This is a genomic window from Methylobacterium sp. P1-11 (assembly GCF_008329595.1).
Lineage (GTDB): Bacteria > Pseudomonadota > Alphaproteobacteria > Rhizobiales > Beijerinckiaceae > Methylobacterium.
The window spans coordinates 215,494-232,139 of record NZ_NPKS01000002.1 but is presented as its reverse complement, the minus strand read 5'-3'; the positions used below and the strand labels follow the sequence as shown (position 1 = coordinate 232,139).

Genomic DNA, 16,646 nt, shown 5'->3' with positions numbered 1-16,646 from the left:
CGGCTCTACAGGGCCTCGATCGGGGTGTGCTTGCCGTCATGCGCCGCACCGGATTGCAGGCTCCGCGTCTCGGCGGCGTGCCGCTGATCCCGGGCGGGTGGCGGATAATCCGTCAGCGGACGCCAGGGGGCGGCCGGAGCGCCGAGGCGCGCGCCGGACGGCCGCAGCGCCATCCAGATCGCGACGGCCATCCAGGGGACGACGAAGAAGACGAAGGCGGCGAGCCCCACGGCGATCCTCCACAGAACGGTGCTGCCGGGAGAACGCAGGACCGGTGGCCGCGGATCCGCGCCGGAGGCTACGGTTCCAGCCGGTCGCAGGCCTCCCGCTCGGGCGCCGCGTCGCCCGCCGGCAGCACGAGATCTCCCAGCGCGGCGCGCACCGCATCGAGGCCGGCGACCCGGTGCATCAGCGCGATCTCCCCGCGTTGCTCGTGGTGGATCGCCTGCGCCATGATCCGCAGGCGCAGATCGACCGCCCGGTCCATCGCCGTATCGGCCATCTGAATCGCGCCGGTGTGGTGGAAGATCATGAGCGCTGCGAACTGCGCCTCGAAGGCCGCCCCGGTCATCGCGCGCAGCTGGTCGATCTGGCCGGGCTCCAGCATGCCCGGCATCGACGCTTCTTCCGCCGGTGCGCAGATCTGGGACACGGCGCCGAACCAGCTGCGCCACCACTGATCGAAGACCGCGAACTCGCCGCCCTGGGCGGCGGCGATCAGGCGCGCCGGAGCCCGGAGATGGTCGTTCTGTGCGCGCACCGCCCCGAGCCGGGCGAGGTCGATCCCCTGGCGATGATGGGCCATCATGCGCCGCATGTAATCCTGGTCGAAGGTGGGATCACGCCCCATCCAGGCGACCTCCCGGCCCTGCCAGCCGAAGAGGGCCAGCACCCCGAGCATGCCCGCGCCCAGCAGCGCGCCGCCGCTCCAGGCGACCGCGAAGCGGCGATGGGGCGACGGGTGCCGCCGCGCGACGGCATCCCGCAGGCATGGGAAGAGCGGGTAGAGCGAGGCCGAGGTGACGTGGACGAGCAAGCCGATTCAGTAGGGTGGCTCCAGGGAGAAGATCGGCTGCCGGAACGGCGGCAGCCGGAACAAGGACGAGCCATTCGGTCGCCGAGGTGAACAGCGCCCAGACCGGCGCAATCAGCAGGATCATCCAGGGATTGAGGCGGCCGGTCCAGCGCCCGAGCAGGCCGAAGAACACCACCGCCCAGGAGAAACCCGCCGCTTGATGAAACAGGATGCCGGCGAGGATCACGGGACCGGACGGATCCATCTGAAGCGCGCCGTCGCGCAGCGGGATCGCGGCGACCACCATCCGGTCGACGACGGCATCCCGGCCGATGCGGGCCGCCGTGACTTGGCTGACCAGCGTCGAGAACGTGCTGCTGAGCAGGCCGAGCAGCATGGCGGCGCGCCCGTTGATCCCGGCTTCGCCCGACCAGAGGCGTTGTGAATTCCGCGCACGCGCTGCCCCGCTCGTGATCGGAATGGCCGTACGAAGCCTGAGCCGGGACGGCGATAGCCTATGTTGGAAACGGCGGCGCAGCGCCGACGGAGCGAGGCGGAGGGGCGATCGGGCCTGGAGCTCGGCGCGGTGAGCACCTACAAGGATCGGCCGCTCAGCCGGGAATCCGGGATCTGATTGGCAGCCCCGCCGGGCGCGACCCGCGTGACCCGGTCCGGACGCCTTCGCGGCGAAGCGAGGCCTGCTGGGAGCGAGCAATGGCAGATCTTTCCGGGAAGACGGTCCTGGTCACGGCGGCGGGACAGGGAATCGGGCGCGCCAGCGCCCTCGCCTTCGCCCGCGCCGGGGCGCAGGTCCACGCCACCGACATCAACGCGGCGGCCCTGGCCGATCTGCGCGCCGACAACCTCAGCACCGCACCCCTCGACGTGCTGGATGCGGGCGCCGTCAGCGCCCTGGTCGCGCGCATCGGCGCGGTCGACATCCTGTTCAACTGCGCCGGCATCGTGCATGCCGGCACCATCCTGCAGATGCGCGACGACGAGCTGGACTTCGCCCTCGACCTCAACGTCAAGGCGATGATCCGCACGATCCGGGCGGTCCTGCCCGGCATGCTGGAGCGCCGCGACGGCGCCATCGTCAACATGGCCTCCGTCGCCTCCTCGGTGAAGGGTGTGCCCAACCGCTTCGCCTATGGGGTGACGAAGGCGGCGGTGATCGGCCTGACCAAGGCGGTGGCCGCCGACTATGTCGGCCACAACATCCGCTGCAACGCCATCTGCCCCGGCACGGTGGAGAGCCCGTCGCTGCAGGAGCGCATCCGCCAGCAGGGCGACTACGAGGAGACCCGCGCCGCCTTCATCGCGCGCCAGCCGATCGGGCGGCTCGGCACGCCCGAGGAGATCGCCGACCTCGCCGTCTATCTCGCGGGCGCCACCTACACGACCGGCCAGGCTGTCATGATCGACGGCGGCTGGACGATCTAACCCGGCAGGGCAGGCCTCAGAACCGGGCGACCAGCGCGACACCGCCGATCATCAGGGCACCGCCCAGGATGCGCCACAGGCTCGCTTCGTGGACCTTGAAGCCCACGAGGCCGAAATGGTCGAGCAGGATCGACGTGACCACGCCCGCCGTCACGATCAGCCCGAGGAAGCTGGCGGCGCCGATCCGCTTGGAGACGGAGAGCTGCGCCATGGTCAGGCCCGCGCTCATCAGGCCGCCGAGCCATGCCCACCAGGGCACCTGCGCGAGGCGGTCCGTCGCCGGCAACCCGTACTGCCCCGTCACAAGCATGGCGGCGAGAATCGTGGCGATGCTGACGACGAGGCTCACCACGCCGGCGAGCAGCGGCCGCGCGAGGGATTTGGCGAGGCCCGCGTTCTGGCCCGGTTCGATCGCGGTGGCGATGCCTGCCAGCAGGGCAAAGCCGTAGAGGAAGATCATGCTGGGATCCTGAGGATGCGACACGTTCGGATTGTCGGCCGGGGCCGTCAGAACACCGCCACGAGAGCGACGCCTGCGACCATCAGCACGCCCCCGAGGATGCGCCAGAGGCTGGCGCGATGGCGCTCGAAGCCCACGAGGCCGTAATGATCGAGGGCGATGGAGCCGACCACGCCCGCCGTGATCACGCAGCCCAGGAACGCTGCGGCACCGACCGTCTCGGAGATGTAGAGCTGCGCCAGGACGACGGCGGCCCCGAGGATGCCGCCGGGCCAGGCCCACCACGGAACGCTGGACGCCGCTTCGGCCTGCGTCCGTCCCCGCAGCCGGGCGACGATCATGGCGCCGAGGAAGCAGACGATCGCCAGGCCGAAGCAGAAGAGACCCGCCAGCATCGGCTGTCCCGTGACCTTTGCCAGCGTGGCGTTCTGGCCGGGCTCGATGGCGTTGGCGACGCCGGCCAGCAGGGCGATGCCGTAGAGATACCACATGGGCTGTCTGGGATGTCCCGGAAGATGCGCCCGGCACCCCGAGCGGGGCGGCGGGGACGGTCTGCTACGAAACCCTCCAGGGCGGCAGGTGACTGCATCCCGTCGACCGCATGACCCAGGGACAGATCGCCTCAGGCCTCAACCGTCGGGGATGCGGAAGGGGGTATGGCGGCAGGCCCGGGGAAAGTTTTCGCCCCTCGGATGGTTTGCGGACGACAGCCCGAGTGGATGATGGACGCCTGCAACCCGACGATCACGCCGAAGACGCAGGACCGTCAGGCCGAGCTGACCCTGCGCGGGATCGCGCTCGGCGCGGCCATCACCGTCGTGTTCATGGCCGCCAACCTCTACATGGGTTTGAAGACCGGGATGACGTTCTCGTCCTCGATCCCGGCCGCGATGATCTCAATGGGCGCCTTCCGGTTGATGGGCGGCGCCGGCATCCTCGAGAACAACATCGTGCAGACCCAGGCTTCGGCGGCCGGCACCCTGTGCAACGTCATCCTGGCCCTGCCAGGCCTCGTCCTCATCGGGCACTGGCACGGCTTCCCGTTCTGGCAGACCACGGCCGTGTGCCTGCTGGGCGGCCTCCTCGGCGTCGCCTTCTCGATCCCGCTCCGGCGCGCCCTCGTATCGGGCAGCGACCTTCCCTATCCCGAAGGCATCGCCGCCGCGGAGGTGCTCAAGACCGGCCACGAGGAGCAGGGCGGCCACGGCCTTCGGGACCTGCTCGGCGCCGCCGCGGCCGCCGGGATGATCGGGCTGGCCACGACGGGGCTGAAGATTCTGGGCGAGGGCCTCAACGGCGCGGTCAGCCTCGGCGGCGCCGTGTTCCGCAGCGGGACCGGCTTCTCGCTGGCGCTGGTCGGCGTCGGCTATCTCGTGGGCATCGGCGCCTCTCTGGCGCTGCTGACCGGCGTCCTGGTCGCCTGGGGGATCGCGGTCCCGATTCTCACCGCGCTGTCGCCCGATCCCGGCAAGTCCGCGGGGGCGGCGGCCGAAGCGGTCTGGTCCGGGCAGGTGCGCCTGATGGGGGCCGGCATCATCGCGGTCGGGGGGATGTGGACGGTCGGATCCCTGGCGCGCCCGATCTTCGCGAGCATCCGCGCCGCCCTGTCGGGCAGTGGCGGGCTCGGCAAGGATCATCCGCGCGAGGAGCGCGATCTGCCGATAACCTGGGTCGCCGCCGCGACCCTCGGCCTGTGCGTGCCACTGGCCATCCTGTTCGGGTACTTCGCCAAGCCGGCCGACCTCGGCAGCCTGATGATCGTGCTGGCGGTGGCCGCGACCCTGTTTACCATCCTGTTCGGCTTCCTGATGGCGGCGGCCTGCGGCTACCTCGCGGGCCTTCTCGGCTCCTCGTCGAGCCCGATCTCGGGGATCGGCATCCTGACCACGATGGCGACCGCGCTGCTGCTGCCTGTCATCCTCGGGCATTCCGCCGGGGCGGACGGGGAGCGGTTCGTCACCGGCATGGCGCTGCTGCTGACGTCCGTGATCATCACGACCTCCTCGATCGCCAATGACAACCTGCAGGACCTGAAGACCGGGCAGGTCGTCGGCGCTACGCCCTGGCACCAGCAGGTCGCCCTCATCCTCGGCGTCGGGGTCGGCGCCGTGGTGATCGCCCCGCTCCTGGCGCTGCTCTATGAGGCCTACGGCTTCGTCGGCGCCCCCGCCCACGAAGGCCAGGATCCGGGCAGCGCCATGCCGGCCCCCCAGGCCGCGCTGATGACCCAGATCGCCAACGGCATCACGCAGAACGAGCTTCCCTGGAGCATGGTGCTGATCGGTGCCGGTCTCGGCGTGGTGCTGGTCGCCGCGGAGTCTTGGCTGAAGCGGCGCAATCTCACCTTCCCGGCGCTGACGGTCGGGATCGGCATGTACCTGCCGCTCTCAGTGGAGATGACGATCGCCATCGGTGGCGTGCTCGGCTGGGTCGCCGAGCGCCGGCTGCGCGCCTGGATCGGCTCCGACGGCGGCAAGACGGGGAAGAAGGCCGACAAGGCGGTAGGCGCCGCGCGCCGCCGGGGCGTGCTCCTCGCCTCCGGGTTCTTGGTCGGCGAGAGCTGCGTGGGCGTGCTGCTCGCCGGGACTGATCTCCTGGCGGGCCACAGTGCGGCAATCGCGATCGCCGGCAAAGATTTCGCACCTTACGCCACGGGGCTCGGCCTCGCGGTCTTCCTGGCGGGTCTGATCGTCTACCTGCGGATGGTGTCGACCCCGGCCGTGACGCCGCGCGAGCCGTGACGGATCCGCCGGGTTCCGGAGCGGTTTTTCCTCGAGACGCCGTCGTCCTGGCGTGCGGAGCGAAGCATTGACGGGGCCCCGGATCATCCGCCAAGCGGGAGTTGTGCATGGAAGCGGCTGACACCCGAAAGCGCGTCTTCCCGCTGAGCGCCGGCATCCTGTTCGGGCTCGGGCTCGGCGGCTTCTTCGACGGGATCGTGCTGCACCAGGTTCTGCAATGGCACCACATGCTGAGCAGCTGGTACCCGGTCGACACGATCCCGAACCTCGAACTGAACACCCTCTGGGACGGCATCTTCCACAGCGCGACCTACGTCTTCGTGGTCCTCGGGCTGTTCATCCTCTGGCGAGCCGCGCACCGCACGCACCTCTATTGGTCCAGCAAGCTGCTCGCCGGGTCTCTCCTGATCGGCTGGGGCCTGTTCAACCTCGTCGAGGGCGTGATCGACCACGAGATCCTCGGCGTGCACCACGTCAACGAGCTGATGCCGCGGGCGCAGTGGCTCTACTGGGACATCGGGTTCCTGCTCTGGGGCGGCGCGATGCTGGCCGCGGGCCTCGGCCTCGTTCTGGTCGGCCGGGGGGAGGAGGCGTCGCTGGCGCGGCGACCCGCGTGAAGGCCGCCGGTCCCAGCCTTCGACCGGTTCTGCCCTGGCTCGCGCTGACAGCCGGCCTGATCCTTGCCACCCTGCCGGCTTGGCGGCCGCTGATCTTCGGGACCGCGCTCACCGTTGAGGATCTTCTCACCTTGCGCTGCCTGTCGCGCTGATCCGCGCGTCTCGGCATGCGCCGGTCAGGCCCCCTCCGTTGCCTCGCCGAGCAGCGTCCGGACGAAGCGGCGGGTGCGCGGATCGGTCGGGCGGCCGAAGAGGTCCGCTGCCGCGCCCTGCTCGACGATCGTGCCCCCTTCCAGGAACACCACCGTGTCGGCGACGCGCCGCGCGAGGCGAAGGTCGTGCGTGGCCATCAGCATGGTCATGCCCTCGCCCGCGAGGCCGGCCAGCACGTCCACCACCTCGGCGGCGAGTTCCGGATCGAGGGCCGAGGTCGGCTCGTCGCAGAGCAGCAGGCGCGGGGAGGGGGCAAGCGCCCGGGCGATCGCCACCCGCTGCTGCTGGCCGCCCGACAGGCTGGCGGGCCAGTCCGCGGCCTTGTGGGCAAGTCCGACGCGCTCCAGCAATTCCAGGGCCCGCGCCCGGGCCCGGGCCTTCGGCCACTTGGCGACGGTGACGAGGCCCTCGGTGACGTTCTCCATCACTGTGCGGTGGGGGAAGAGCTGGAAGTTCTGGAACACCATGCCGGTCTGCCGGCGCACGGCGAGCACGTCCCGCCGCGCCGGCGCGCTGCCGGGCCGGAAAGTCAGGCGGATGTCGCCGAGTATGAGAGTCCCGGCCTGCGGGAGTTCCAGCAGGTTCACGCAGCGCAGGAGCGTCGACTTGCCCGAGCCCGACGGGCCAATCAGCGCCGTGACGCGCCCCTCCGGCACCGCGAGGTCGACGCCCCGCAGGACCGGGTTGTCGCCGAAGCGCTTCTCGATGGCCGACAGGGCGATCACGCGCGGGCCTCCAGGTAGCCGCCGTAGCGCCCGAGGCGCCGCTCCAGCAGCGTCTGGAGCCAGGACAGGAGCGTCGACAGGACGAGGTAGATCAGCGCCACCTCGATGTAGAGGATGAGCGGCTCGTAGGTGACGGCGACGATGCGCTGGGCCGCCTGGAACAGCTCCGGCACGGTGATCGCGGCGGCGAGCGAGGTGTCCTTCACCAGCGCGATGAAGGAGTTGGCCAGCGACGGCACGGCCACCCGTGCTGCCTGGGGCAGGATCGTGCGGCGCAGGGCCTGAACCGGCGTCATGCCGGTGGCGTAGGCCGCCTCCCACTGCCCCTTCGGGATGGAGGCGATGGCCGCGCGGACGATCTCGGACGTGTAGGCACCGACATTGAGGGTGAACCCGATCACGGCGGCCGGAAAGGCGTCGATCAGGATGCCGGTGCTCGGCAGGCCGTAGAAGATCACGAAGAGCTGCACGAGGAGCGGCGTGCCCCGGAAGATCCACACGTAGAGCCACGCCAGCGCCGCCAGCGGTCGCGGTGCGAACAGGCGCACGAGGGCGGTCCCGAGCCCCAGCGCGAGGCCGAGCGCGAAGGCGATGAGCGTCAGCGGCACGGTGAAGCGCAGGCCGGCCGCGAGCAGCGGCCCCAGCGACTGGAGCATGAGGTCGAGCCAGTGCGGCACGGGACGGCGTCTCCTACCGGGCGGAACGAGCGGCGAGCTTTACGGGATCGGCGCCCGGACGGGTCCCCGCCGGGCGCGCGCTGCGGGCGGTCTACTTTGAGACGTCGGCCCCGAAGTACTTCTGGGCGATCGCCGCGTAGCTGCCGTCGGCCTTGATCGCCTCGAGCGCCCTGTCGATCGCGGCCTTCAGCGCGGGGTTGTTCTTGCGCATGATGATCCCGGAGGCGTCCGCGTCGGCCTGCTCGGCGGCGATCTTCACGGGGGCGTTCGGCTTCTGCTTGTGGAAGTCCAGGAACGACAGGCTGTCGTTGACGGTCGCGTCGGCGCGGCCGGTGAGGACGAGCTGGACCGACTGGTCGAAGCCGTCCGTTCCGACGAGCTCGGCGCCGGACTGCTCGGCGAGGCGCGCGAAGTTGCTGGACAGGCTCTGGGCGGCCTTCTTGCCCTTGAGGTCGGCGAAGGCCTTGATGTCCGACCGGTCCGCCCGCGTGATCAGCACGGCCCGGGCCCGGATGTAGGGCTCGGAGAAGTCGAACTTCGCCTGCCGCTCCTTAGTGATTCCGACTTGGTTGATCACCACGTCGTAGCGCTTGCCGTCGAGCCCAGCGATCAGGCCATCCCACTTGCCTTCGAGGAATTGCGGCCCGACGCCCAGCTGTTCGGCGACCTTGCGGCCGATCTCCACGTCGAAGCCGACGAGCGCCCCGGAGGCATCGTGGAACGTGAAGGGCGCGTAGGTGCCCTCGGTGCCGATGCGCAGGGTCCTGGCGGCGCGGATCGCGTCGAGGTCGTCGGCCTGTGCGGGGGCATTGACGGGCACGCCGAGGAGTGTCGCGATGACAAAGGCCGCGACGCGGCTGACGGAGAAGAATTGCATTACAGTAGACTCCGGAAGGAAAACGCTGTTCTCGCGCGGCCGCCGCCCGTGATCTCGGCTGACGATGGATAAAGCAATGAAGAGCTCGGCCGTACAGGAAAGTCGGTGCTCTTGTCGACAGCTTGGTTTGCTCGATCCGGCCCGCACCCTGTCCGATGTCACACCATTCGGCGCAGCGTGCTAAGAGACGGCCGGGTCCCGCCCGCGGATACGATTCGTCCGTCGGGATGCGCGATCCCGGCAGAAGGACCGCGCATGACTTCGTCCGCCCAAGCCTATCGCGGCGTCTTTCCGGTCGCCCCCACGGTCTTCGACGCCGCGGGCGCCCTGGACCTCGACGGGCAGCGCCGAGCCATCGACTTCATGATCGACGCCGGGAGCCAGGGCCTGTGCATCCTGGCCAATTTCTCCGAGCAGTTCGTCCTCACCGACGACGAGCGCGAGCGGGTGATGCACGCCGTGCTGGAGCACGTGGCCGGCCGCGTGCCGGTGATCGTCACCACGACGCACTTCGCCACGCAGGTCTGCGCCGAGCGCTCGCGCCGGGCTCAGGAGGCCGGTGCCGCGATGGTGATGATCATGCCGCCCTATCACGGCGCCACGATCCGCGTGCCGGAGCTCGGCATCTTCGACTTCTTCCGCGCAGTCTCGGACGCGATTTCGATCCCGATCATGATCCAGGACGCGCCGGTGGCGGGAACGCCGCTATCGGCGCCGCTCCTGGCGCGCATGGCCCGGGAGATCGCGAACGTCGCGTACTTCAAGATCGAGACCGCGGGCGCTGCGTCCAAGCTCCGCGAGTTGATCGCGCTGGGCGGCGACGCCGTCGTGGGCCCCTGGGACGGCGAGGAGGCGATTACCCTGATGGCCGACCTCGACGCCGGCGCCACTGGGGCGATGACCGGCGGCGGCTACCCGGACGGGATCCGGCAGATCACCGACGCCTACGCGGCGGGCCGCCGCGACGAGGCGATGGACGCCTACGCGCGCTGGCTGCCGCTGATCAACTACGAGAACCGGCAGTGCGGGCTGCTCGCCTGCAAGGCGCTGATGGCCGAGGGCGGGGTGATCGCGAACGAGACCGCGCGGCTGCCGATCCAGCCGCTGCACCCGGCGACGCGGGCCGGCCTGATTGAGCTCGCCCGGCGGAACGACGCGCTGGTCCTGCGCTGGGGACGTTGAGGCGGCGTGACTCGAGGCGGCACGGAGACCGAAGGGCTGCCGCCGGACCCCGCCCGAATCAGTGTGCCGCCGCGGCCGGCACGCTGGTCCCGAGCACGCCCGTGAGCCGGCGCACCGCCTCCCGCGCCAGGTCCGGGCTGATGGCGAAGCACATCCGCACCAGGCCCTCGCCCTCGGGCCCGAAGGCGGTGCCCGGCGCCACGCCGACCTTGGCCTCCCGCAGGAGGCGCAGCGCCAGGTCGAGGCTCGGCTCGTCGCCGCCCATCCGGGCCATGAGGTAGAAGGCCCCGTCCGGCGGCGCGACCGTGACGCCCGGCAGGCGCGACAGCCCCTCCACCAGGATCGCCCGGGCCTCGGCGCAACGCTCCACCATCGTGCGGATGAAGGCGTCACCCTCCTCGAGGGCCGCGATGCAGGCGTGCTGGACGAAGGTCGGGATCGAGGTGGTGCTGTACTGCCCAAGCTTCGCGAAGGTCGGCGCGAGGCCGCGGGGATAGATCACCCAGCCGGCTCGCCAGCCGGTCATCGCCCAGTTCTTCGAGAAGGTGTTGGTCACGATCAGCCGGTCGTCCTCCGTGCAGATCTGCAGGAAGGACGGCGCGATTCGGTTGCCGTAGGTGAAATGCGCGTAGACCTCGTCCGAGAGGATCCAGAGCCCGCGGTCCCGGGCGAGGTCGCGCAGGGCCTTCATCTCGGCGAGCGGCATGGTCCAGCCCGTCGGGTTCGAGGGCGAGTTCACCATGATCACCCGGGTGCGCGGCGTGATCGCCGCCGCGATGTCGGCGAGCGGCAGCGCGAAGCGCCCGTCCGGCAAGCGTCGGTACGGCACCGTCACGGGCACGCCGCCGGCGATGCGGACTGCCTCGCCGAGATTGGGCCAGGCCGGGGAGGGGATGATCATCTCGTCGCCCGGCTCCAGCAGCACCTGGGCCGCCTGCATGATCGCGTTCATGCCGCCCGCCGTGACGCCGAACCGGTCCGGCGGGATCTCCACGCCCCAGTGGCGGGCGTGGTAGGCCCCGAGCGCCGCGCGCAGCGCCGGGAGCCCCAGCGACGTCGTGTAGCGGGTATGCCCGGCCAGCATCGCCCGGTGCGCGGCCTCGACGATGAAGGGCGGCGTCGGCAGGTCGCCCTCGCCGATCCACAGCTTCACCACCTCCGGGTCGTCGCGCCCGCGATCCGCCACGAGGCCGATCTGGCTCGTGCCGATGCCGCGGATGCGCGCCGAGAGCGCGGCGGAGAGATCGACGGGTGCGGCGGAGACGAGGGTATCGGCCATGGCGGCGCGTGCTCTCCTTGCGCCGGGACGCGGCGGGTCGTGACGCAGCGAGCCACGCGGCGCCTGAGAGGTCCCGACCGGTAGGGAATGGCGCGACCCTGACGCGTTCGGGCTCGGACGTCCAGACCCGGGCGGCGCCCGCGCCCACCCCGGCTGCCGCAAGGCGCGGCCGGCCGAGGGCCGCCGGCGCCTTTGGTATATTCCGACTTTTCCGACATTTCTGAAATTGCTATATATGCCGGGTCGCACCCTGAGCCGGAGGCCCGACGTGCTCGCCAACCTCGATCCCCTGATCCTCGCCCGCATGCAGTTCGGGTTCACGGTGGCCTTCCACATCGTGTTCCCGGCCTTCTCGATCGGCCTCGCGAGCTTCCTAGCGGTGCTGGAGGGGCTCTGGCTGGCCACCGGCCGCCAGGTCTTCATGGACCTGTTCAAGTACTGGATTAAGATCTTCGCGATCGCCTTCGCGATGGGCGTCGTGTCCGGGCTGGTGATGTCCTACCAGTTCGGCACGAACTGGTCGGTCTTCTCGGACAAGACCGGCCCGGTGCTGGGGCCGATGATGGCCTACGAGGTGCTCTCGGCCTTCTTCCTGGAGGCCGGCTTCCTCGGCGTCATGCTCTTCGGCATGACGAAGGTCGGGCCGCGGCTGCATTTCGCGGCGACGCTGATGGTGGCGTTTGGGACCTTCTTCTCGGCGTTCTGGATCCTGGCGGTGAATTCCTGGATGCAGACGCCGGCGGGCTACGGCACGAACGCCGAGGGCCAGTTCGTGCCGCTGGACTGGTGGGCGATCGTGTTCAACCCGTCCTTCCCGTTCCGCCTCGTGCACATGGTGCTGGCTGCCTACCTCACCACCGCGCTGGTCGTGGGCGCGGTCGGCGCGTGGCACCTGCTGCGCGACCGGGCCAACCCGGCGGCCCGGACGATGTTCTCGATGGCGATGTGGATGGCCGCCCTGGTCGCGCCCGTCCAGATCCTCGCCGGCGACGCGCACGGCCTCAACACCCTGGAGCACCAGCCCGCCAAGGTCATGGCCATGGAGGGCCACTTCCAGAGCCACCCGGACGGCGCGCCGCTGGTGCTGTTCGGCCTGCCCGACCAGGAGGCCGGCACCGTGCGCTACGCGGTCGAGATCCCGAAGCTGTCCTCGCTGGTGCTGAAGCACGCCCTCGATGCGCCCCTGAAGGGGCTCGACAGCCTGCCGCGGGCGGAGTGGCCGCCGGTGCCGATCGTGTTCTGGTCGTTCCGCATCATGGTCGGCCTCGGGATGCTGATGCTGCTCCTGGGCGGCGTGAGCCTCGTGGCCCGCTGGCGCGGGGCGCTCTACGCGTGGCGCCCGCTGCACCGCTTCGCGGTGGCGATGGGCCCGGCGGGCTTCGTGGCGGTGCTAGCCGGCTGGATCACCACCGAGGTCGGGCGCCAGCCCTACACGGTCTACGGCCTGCTGCGCACAGCGCAATCAGCCTCGCCGCTGCACGCGCCGGCGGTGGCGGCCTCGCTCACCGCCTTCGTGGCGATCTACTTCGCGGTCTTCGCCATGGGCACGAGCTACATCCTGCGCTTGATGGGCAAGCCCCCGCATGCCGGCGAGAGCGGGATCGAGCCCGGCGCGCCCATCCGGACGGCGGGCATCACGCCCGCCCCGGCGATCGATCCCGACCGCCACCTCCAGCCGGCCGAGTGAGGGACCCATGGCCTACAGCTTCGATCTCACGGTGGTCTGGGCGCTCGTGATCGCCTTCGCGGTCTTCGCCTACATCGTCATGGACGGCTTCGATCTCGGCATCGGCCTCCTGTTCCCCGTCCTGAGGCCCGGCGCGGAGCGCGACACCGCCATGAACTCGGTCGCCCCGGTCTGGGACGGCAACGAGACCTGGCTGGTGCTCGGCGGCGGCGGCCTGTTCGCCGTCTTCCCCCTGGCCTACGCGGTGATCCTGCCGGCGCTCTACGCGCCGATCATCGCGATGCTGCTCGGGCTGATCTTCCGCGGCGTCGCCTTCGAGTTCCGCTGGCGCGACCCCCGCCACCGCGCCGCCTGGGACGTGGCCTTCGCGGGCGGCTCGCTGGTGGCGGCCCTCGCCCAGGGCATCACGCTGGGCGCGCTGCTGCAGGGCATCGCGGTCGAGGGGCGGGCCTATGCCGGTGGCTGGTGGGACTGGCTCACGCCCTTCAGCCTCCTCGTCGGCGCGAGCCTGGTCGTCGGCTACTCGCTCCTCGGCGCGACGTGGCTGGTGATGCGCACCGAGGGCCTGCTCCAACTGCGGGCCCGGCGCTACGCTCTGCGCCTCACCGCGGCGACGGTCGCGGCCATCGCCCTCGTCAGCGCGGTGACGCCGTTCCTCCAGGGCCGCTACTACGAGCGCTGGCTGGCGATGCCGAACGTGCTCGTGACCGCGCAGGTGCCGCTGCTCGTGGCGCTCGCGGCCTACGCCCTGTGGCGCACCCTGCGGGGCGGTGCCGAGCGGGCGCCCTTCCTGATCGCGCTGGGCCTGTTCGCCCTGACCTTCCTGGGACTGGGCATCAGCATCTTCCCCGACGTCGTGCCGGGCCGGATCACGATCTGGCAGGCGGCCGCCCCCGAGGCGAGCCAGATCTTCCTGCTTGCCGGCGCGTCGGTTTTGATCCCGATCATACTGTCCTACACCGCGTACTCGTACTGGGTCTTCCGCGGCAAGGTCGACGCGCACGGATATCACTGATGGCACCCGCAGCAGCACAGCCCCTCTGGAAGCGCCTCGCGTGGTTCGCGGGGCTCTGGGCCTCCAGCATCGTCGGCCTCGGCTTCGTCGCGACGGTCCTCCGGTATTGGCTCAGGAGCTGATAGACCGGGGGGCGCCCACCTGACACCTCCCAGCGTCGGATTCCTGCCGTGCAGCTGCCACCGCTTGTCCAGACCTTCGTGCTGCATTTCGGCGAGATGGGCTCGCGCTGGGGCATCAACCGGACCGTGGGGCAGATCTACGCCCTGCTGTTCGTGGCCGAGCGGCCGCTCAACGCCGACGAAATCGTCGAGCGGCTCGGGGTGTCGCGCTCCAACGTCAGCATGGGCCTGAAGGAGCTCCAGGCCTGGAACCTCGTCCGGCTCCAGCACAGGCCCGGCGACCGGCGCGACTACTTCACGACGCCCGAGGATATCTGGCAGATCGTCCGCACGCTGGTCGAGGAGCGCAAGAAGCGCGAGGTCGACCCGACGCTGACCCTCCTGCGCGAACTCCTGATGCAGGAGGCCGGGACCGAGGAGGAGCGGCACGCGCAGGCACGCCTCCGGGAGATGCACGACCTCTTCGAGCTGTTCGCCGGCTGGTACGCCGACGTGCGCCGCCTCGACACCGAGCGCCTCGTCCAGCTCCTCACCCTGGGCTCGAAGGTCCAGAAGGTCCTGGAGATGAAGGACCGCCTGACCCGGTTGCCGGGCCGGATCGGCGGCCGGCCGGCCAAGCCGGACTGACCCGGTCGCGCGGGGGGGGGCCTCCCCTCACGCCTCGACGAGCGCGCCCCGATAGAGGGCGATGAGCGAGGCGCCGATATGCTCGATATGGTGCCGCAGGCAGGCGGCCGCCTCGTCGGACTTGCCGGCCTCGCACAGGGCCAGGATCTGCGCGTGCTCCCTGACCGCGCGGGTCGCATCCTCGGAGGTCGAGATCTGCAGCCGCGTTGGCCGCTCGCAATCCTGCAGGAGGCCGGACACGATCGCCAGGGAGCGCGGCCGGCCGGCGTGCCGGATCAGGTCGAGGTGGAAGCGGCTGTTCAGGTCGCCCCAGCGGAGGACCTGGCCGGTCTCCAGCGCCGCGCCGTACTCCTTCGAGAGGGCGTCGAGATCGCGGATATCGTCGGGGGTCAGGTGCGGGGCCGACAGCAGGAGCAGTTGCGGCTCGAGCTGAAGGCGCAGCTGGAAGATGTCTTCGACCTCCTGGAGCGACAGGCCCGTCACGACCGCCCCGCGATGCGGCATGATCCGCACGAGCTTGCTGGCCTCCAGCTGCAGCAGGGCTTCGCGAACCGGGATGCGGCTGATCCCGAATTCCTCCGCCAGGGCGTCCTGGCGCAGCTGCACCCCCGGCGGCAGATCCCCGTTCAGGATCTGCTCGCGCAGCGAATCCGCGACGGCTGCCGCCACGGTCTTGTGCCGCAGCCGGTCGGGTGCGGGACGTCCAGGGCCCATGGGGGACATCAACGCCTCAGAAAAACGGTATACATGTATACACGGCATCGTCATGCCCGGAAAACGCGCGCCTGTCCAATGCCAGATTGTCCTGAACAAACTTGAGGTTAGTGCGCCCGACGAATTGCACGGGGGCCGCGAACCGCGGATGTCGGCCTGGACACCGAGCAGCAAGGACCACGCCGCGGTTCGGACTCGTGCGACTCGCCGATAGCGCAGGCGCACGGGTTCGACACTGATCCAGGTGAATGAAGCGCCCGGATCCGGGCCGGAAGCGGCGCAGGCGCCGGCGCGCGGCTTACTGGTCCGCCGGGTCGCGCCGCGGCTGCGGAGTGGCCCAGGGCGCTTGGCCGAGGGTCTGGCCGAGATGGGCGATCAGCGCCGTCACCCGCGCCGGCCTCGGGCCGCCCGGGGGCGTGACGAGGTGCAGGGCGATCGGCGGCGGCGACCAAGCCGGCAGCACCCGCTCGAGCCGCCCCGATTCGAGATCGTCCCAGATCATGAAATCGGGCTGCAGGGCGAGGCCGAGGCCGGCCCGCAGCGCCGGCGCCAGCGCCTCGGCGTTGTTCGCCCGGAGCTGGCCCGCCGGCACCACGACGGCCTCGGCACCGCTCCCGTCCACGAAGCGCCAGCGGTCGGGCGTCGGCAGGTAGGCGTAGCCGAGGCAGGTGTGGCGGACGAGGTCGTCCGGGTGCTCGGGCCGGCCGTGCCGGTCGAGATAGGCGGGGGTGGCGACCAGCGAGCGGCGGATCGCGCAGAGCCTCCGGGCGCGCAGGGAGGAATCGGGCAGGGCCGCGATGCGTAACCCGATGTCGAACCCGCCGCCGACGAGGTCGACGACCGCGTCCGACAGGTGGAGGTCCACCGAGACGAAGGGGTAGTCCCGGAGGAAGGCCGGCAGGAGCGGGGCGACGTGCATCACCCCGAAGGTCATCGGCGCGGCGAGCCGCACCAGCCCGCGCGGCTCGGCGGCGCACGCCGTGGCGAGGGCCTCGGCCGCCTCGCCCTCGGCCAGGATGCGTGCGGCGCCGTCCTTGGCGGCATGCCCGGCCTCCGTCAGGGCGAGCTTCCGGGACGTGCGATTGAAGAGGCGGGCGCCGATCCTGATTTCGAGCCGGCTCACCGCCTTCGAGACCGTCGCCTTCGACAGACCGAGTTCCGTTGCGGCCCGCCCGAAGGAGCCGGTCTCCACCACCTTGGCGAACACCGCCCAGGCCTCCAAATCAGGCAATCTCATCGGTCAAACTCGGAA

The 16,646-nt window shown here is 70.6% G+C and carries 20 protein-coding genes; 9 read left to right on the top strand and 11 right to left on the bottom strand.

Features of this window, described 5'->3' with window-relative positions:
• Positions 1-5: 5 nt before the first annotated feature.
• The 3 genes from CIW48_RS03275 to CIW48_RS33790 all read right to left on the bottom strand — a co-directional run bounded on the left by CIW48_RS03275 (position 6) and on the right by CIW48_RS33790 (position 1,412).
• Complete coding sequence (locus CIW48_RS03275; protein WP_149309009.1) at positions 6-230, bottom strand: hypothetical protein; 225 nt, start codon at positions 228-230, stop codon at positions 6-8.
• 68 nt (positions 231-298) lie between these two features.
• The gene (locus tag CIW48_RS33795; RefSeq protein WP_246695107.1) at positions 299-850 is read right to left on the bottom strand and encodes a DUF305 domain-containing protein; all 552 of its coding nucleotides are present in this window, start codon (positions 848-850) and stop codon (positions 299-301) included.
• A complete protein-coding gene (locus tag CIW48_RS33790) occupies positions 840-1,412 on the bottom strand; it encodes a hypothetical protein (protein ID WP_246695106.1) in 573 nt (190 codons plus the stop codon). The genes CIW48_RS33795 and CIW48_RS33790 overlap by 11 nt, the downstream gene beginning before the upstream one ends.
• Positions 1,413-1,729: 317 nt before the next feature.
• Between CIW48_RS33790 and CIW48_RS03265 the strand changes: the two genes are divergently transcribed.
• Positions 1,730-2,458 carry an SDR family oxidoreductase gene (locus CIW48_RS03265; RefSeq protein WP_149309006.1) on the top strand — a complete coding sequence of 243 codons (729 nt, stop codon included), beginning with the start codon at positions 1,730-1,732 and terminating at the stop codon, positions 2,456-2,458.
• A 16-nt stretch (positions 2,459-2,474) separates the two neighbouring features.
• On the opposite strand, the gene CIW48_RS03260 is transcribed toward CIW48_RS03265, so the two are convergent.
• On the bottom strand, positions 2,475-2,918 hold the full coding sequence (locus CIW48_RS03260; RefSeq protein WP_149309004.1) for a DMT family transporter: 444 nt from the start codon (positions 2,916-2,918) through the stop codon (positions 2,475-2,477).
• Between the two features lie 47 nt (positions 2,919-2,965).
• Complete coding sequence (locus CIW48_RS03255) at positions 2,966-3,409, bottom strand: DMT family transporter (protein ID WP_091775281.1); 444 nt, start codon at positions 3,407-3,409, stop codon at positions 2,966-2,968.
• Positions 3,410-3,640: 231 nt separating this feature from the next.
• Here CIW48_RS03255 and CIW48_RS03250 point away from each other — a divergent pair, with 231 nt between their 5' ends.
• From CIW48_RS03250 to CIW48_RS33090, 3 genes are all read left to right on the top strand, one after another.
• On the top strand, positions 3,641-5,659 hold the full coding sequence (locus CIW48_RS03250) for an oligopeptide transporter, OPT family (RefSeq protein ID WP_149309002.1): 2,019 nt from the start codon (positions 3,641-3,643) through the stop codon (positions 5,657-5,659).
• Between the two features lie 107 nt (positions 5,660-5,766).
• A complete protein-coding gene (locus CIW48_RS03245; protein ID WP_149308999.1) occupies positions 5,767-6,276 on the top strand; it encodes a DUF2243 domain-containing protein in 510 nt (169 codons plus the stop codon).
• The gene (locus tag CIW48_RS33090; RefSeq protein WP_173009165.1) at positions 6,273-6,428 is read left to right on the top strand and encodes a hypothetical protein; all 156 of its coding nucleotides are present in this window, start codon (positions 6,273-6,275) and stop codon (positions 6,426-6,428) included. The genes CIW48_RS03245 and CIW48_RS33090 overlap by 4 nt, the downstream gene beginning before the upstream one ends.
• Positions 6,429-6,452: 24 nt before the next feature.
• Here the strand turns inward: CIW48_RS33090 and CIW48_RS03240 are convergent, their stop codons facing one another.
• The 3 genes from CIW48_RS03240 to CIW48_RS03230 all read right to left on the bottom strand — a co-directional run bounded on the left by CIW48_RS03240 (position 6,453) and on the right by CIW48_RS03230 (position 8,768).
• Positions 6,453-7,214, bottom strand: coding sequence for an amino acid ABC transporter ATP-binding protein (locus CIW48_RS03240; RefSeq protein WP_149308997.1), 762 nt, complete (start codon positions 7,212-7,214; stop codon positions 6,453-6,455).
• Positions 7,211-7,891 (bottom strand): amino acid ABC transporter permease, encoded by a 681-nt coding sequence (locus CIW48_RS03235; RefSeq protein WP_012321834.1) that lies wholly within the window; start codon positions 7,889-7,891, stop codon positions 7,211-7,213. Before CIW48_RS03235 ends, CIW48_RS03240 begins: the two co-directional genes overlap by 4 nt.
• Positions 7,892-7,982: 91 nt before the next feature.
• On the bottom strand, positions 7,983-8,768 hold the full coding sequence (locus CIW48_RS03230; RefSeq protein ID WP_149308995.1) for an amino acid ABC transporter substrate-binding protein: 786 nt from the start codon (positions 8,766-8,768) through the stop codon (positions 7,983-7,985).
• A gap of 255 nt (positions 8,769-9,023) precedes the next feature.
• On the opposite strand from CIW48_RS03230, the gene CIW48_RS03225 reads away from it, so the two are divergent.
• Positions 9,024-9,950 (top strand): dihydrodipicolinate synthase family protein, encoded by a 927-nt coding sequence (locus CIW48_RS03225; RefSeq protein WP_149308993.1) that lies wholly within the window; start codon positions 9,024-9,026, stop codon positions 9,948-9,950.
• 58 nt (positions 9,951-10,008) lie between these two features.
• On the opposite strand, the gene CIW48_RS03220 is transcribed toward CIW48_RS03225, so the two are convergent.
• A complete protein-coding gene (locus CIW48_RS03220) occupies positions 10,009-11,229 on the bottom strand; it encodes a pyridoxal phosphate-dependent aminotransferase (protein ID WP_149308991.1) in 1,221 nt (406 codons plus the stop codon).
• Between the two features lie 268 nt (positions 11,230-11,497).
• Between CIW48_RS03220 and CIW48_RS03215 the strand changes: the two genes are divergently transcribed.
• Genes CIW48_RS03215 through CIW48_RS03200 form a run of 4 tightly spaced genes read left to right on the top strand, consistent with a single transcriptional unit; the run spans position 11,498 to position 14,680 of the window.
• Positions 11,498-12,916 (top strand): cytochrome ubiquinol oxidase subunit I, encoded by a 1,419-nt coding sequence (locus CIW48_RS03215; protein WP_149309307.1) that lies wholly within the window; start codon positions 11,498-11,500, stop codon positions 12,914-12,916.
• A gap of 7 nt (positions 12,917-12,923) precedes the next feature.
• A complete protein-coding gene (cydB, locus tag CIW48_RS03210; RefSeq protein WP_149308989.1) occupies positions 12,924-13,931 on the top strand; it encodes a cytochrome d ubiquinol oxidase subunit II in 1,008 nt (335 codons plus the stop codon).
• On the top strand, positions 13,931-14,053 hold the full coding sequence (locus tag CIW48_RS03205) for a DUF2474 family protein (RefSeq protein WP_149308987.1): 123 nt from the start codon (positions 13,931-13,933) through the stop codon (positions 14,051-14,053). Before cydB ends, CIW48_RS03205 begins: the two co-directional genes overlap by 1 nt.
• A 48-nt stretch (positions 14,054-14,101) precedes the next feature.
• Complete coding sequence (locus tag CIW48_RS03200; RefSeq protein ID WP_149308984.1) at positions 14,102-14,680, top strand: GbsR/MarR family transcriptional regulator; 579 nt, start codon at positions 14,102-14,104, stop codon at positions 14,678-14,680.
• Between the two features lie 27 nt (positions 14,681-14,707).
• On the opposite strand, the gene CIW48_RS03195 is transcribed toward CIW48_RS03200, so the two are convergent.
• A complete protein-coding gene (locus CIW48_RS03195) occupies positions 14,708-15,403 on the bottom strand; it encodes a GntR family transcriptional regulator (RefSeq protein WP_149308982.1) in 696 nt (231 codons plus the stop codon).
• Positions 15,404-15,692: 289 nt separating this feature from the next.
• A complete protein-coding gene (locus CIW48_RS03190) occupies positions 15,693-16,631 on the bottom strand; it encodes a LysR family transcriptional regulator (RefSeq protein WP_149308980.1) in 939 nt (312 codons plus the stop codon).
• Between the last annotated feature and the right edge of the window lie 15 nt (positions 16,632-16,646).

Bases quoted from the DNA above. Each gene is read 5' to 3' on its own strand.
- CIW48_RS03225 (WP_149308993.1), top strand. From the start codon at position 9,024: ATGACTTCGTCCGCCCAAGCCTATCGCGGCGTCTTTCCGGTCGCCCCC.
- CIW48_RS03220 (WP_149308991.1), bottom strand. From the start codon at position 11,229: ATGGCCGATACCCTCGTCTCCGCCGCACCCGTCGATCTCTCCGCCGCG.
- CIW48_RS33790 (WP_246695106.1), bottom strand. From the start codon at position 1,412: ATGCTGCTCGGCCTGCTCAGCAGCACGTTCTCGACGCTGGTCAGCCAA.
- CIW48_RS33795 (WP_246695107.1), bottom strand. From the start codon at position 850: ATGGGGCGTGATCCCACCTTCGACCAGGATTACATGCGGCGCATGATG.
- CIW48_RS03230 (WP_149308995.1), bottom strand. From the start codon at position 8,768: ATGCAATTCTTCTCCGTCAGCCGCGTCGCGGCCTTTGTCATCGCGACA.
- CIW48_RS03265 (WP_149309006.1), top strand. From the start codon at position 1,730: ATGGCAGATCTTTCCGGGAAGACGGTCCTGGTCACGGCGGCGGGACAG.
- CIW48_RS03250 (WP_149309002.1), top strand. From the start codon at position 3,641: ATGGACGCCTGCAACCCGACGATCACGCCGAAGACGCAGGACCGTCAG.
- CIW48_RS03205 (WP_149308987.1), top strand. From the start codon at position 13,931: ATGGCACCCGCAGCAGCACAGCCCCTCTGGAAGCGCCTCGCGTGGTTC.
- CIW48_RS03195 (WP_149308982.1), bottom strand. From the start codon at position 15,403: ATGTCCCCCATGGGCCCTGGACGTCCCGCACCCGACCGGCTGCGGCAC.
- CIW48_RS03245 (WP_149308999.1), top strand. From the start codon at position 5,767: ATGGAAGCGGCTGACACCCGAAAGCGCGTCTTCCCGCTGAGCGCCGGC.
- CIW48_RS03255 (WP_091775281.1), bottom strand. From the start codon at position 3,409: ATGTGGTATCTCTACGGCATCGCCCTGCTGGCCGGCGTCGCCAACGCC.
- CIW48_RS03190 (WP_149308980.1), bottom strand. From the start codon at position 16,631: ATGAGATTGCCTGATTTGGAGGCCTGGGCGGTGTTCGCCAAGGTGGTG.
- cydB (WP_149308989.1), top strand. From the start codon at position 12,924: ATGGCCTACAGCTTCGATCTCACGGTGGTCTGGGCGCTCGTGATCGCC.
- CIW48_RS03260 (WP_149309004.1), bottom strand. From the start codon at position 2,918: ATGATCTTCCTCTACGGCTTTGCCCTGCTGGCAGGCATCGCCACCGCG.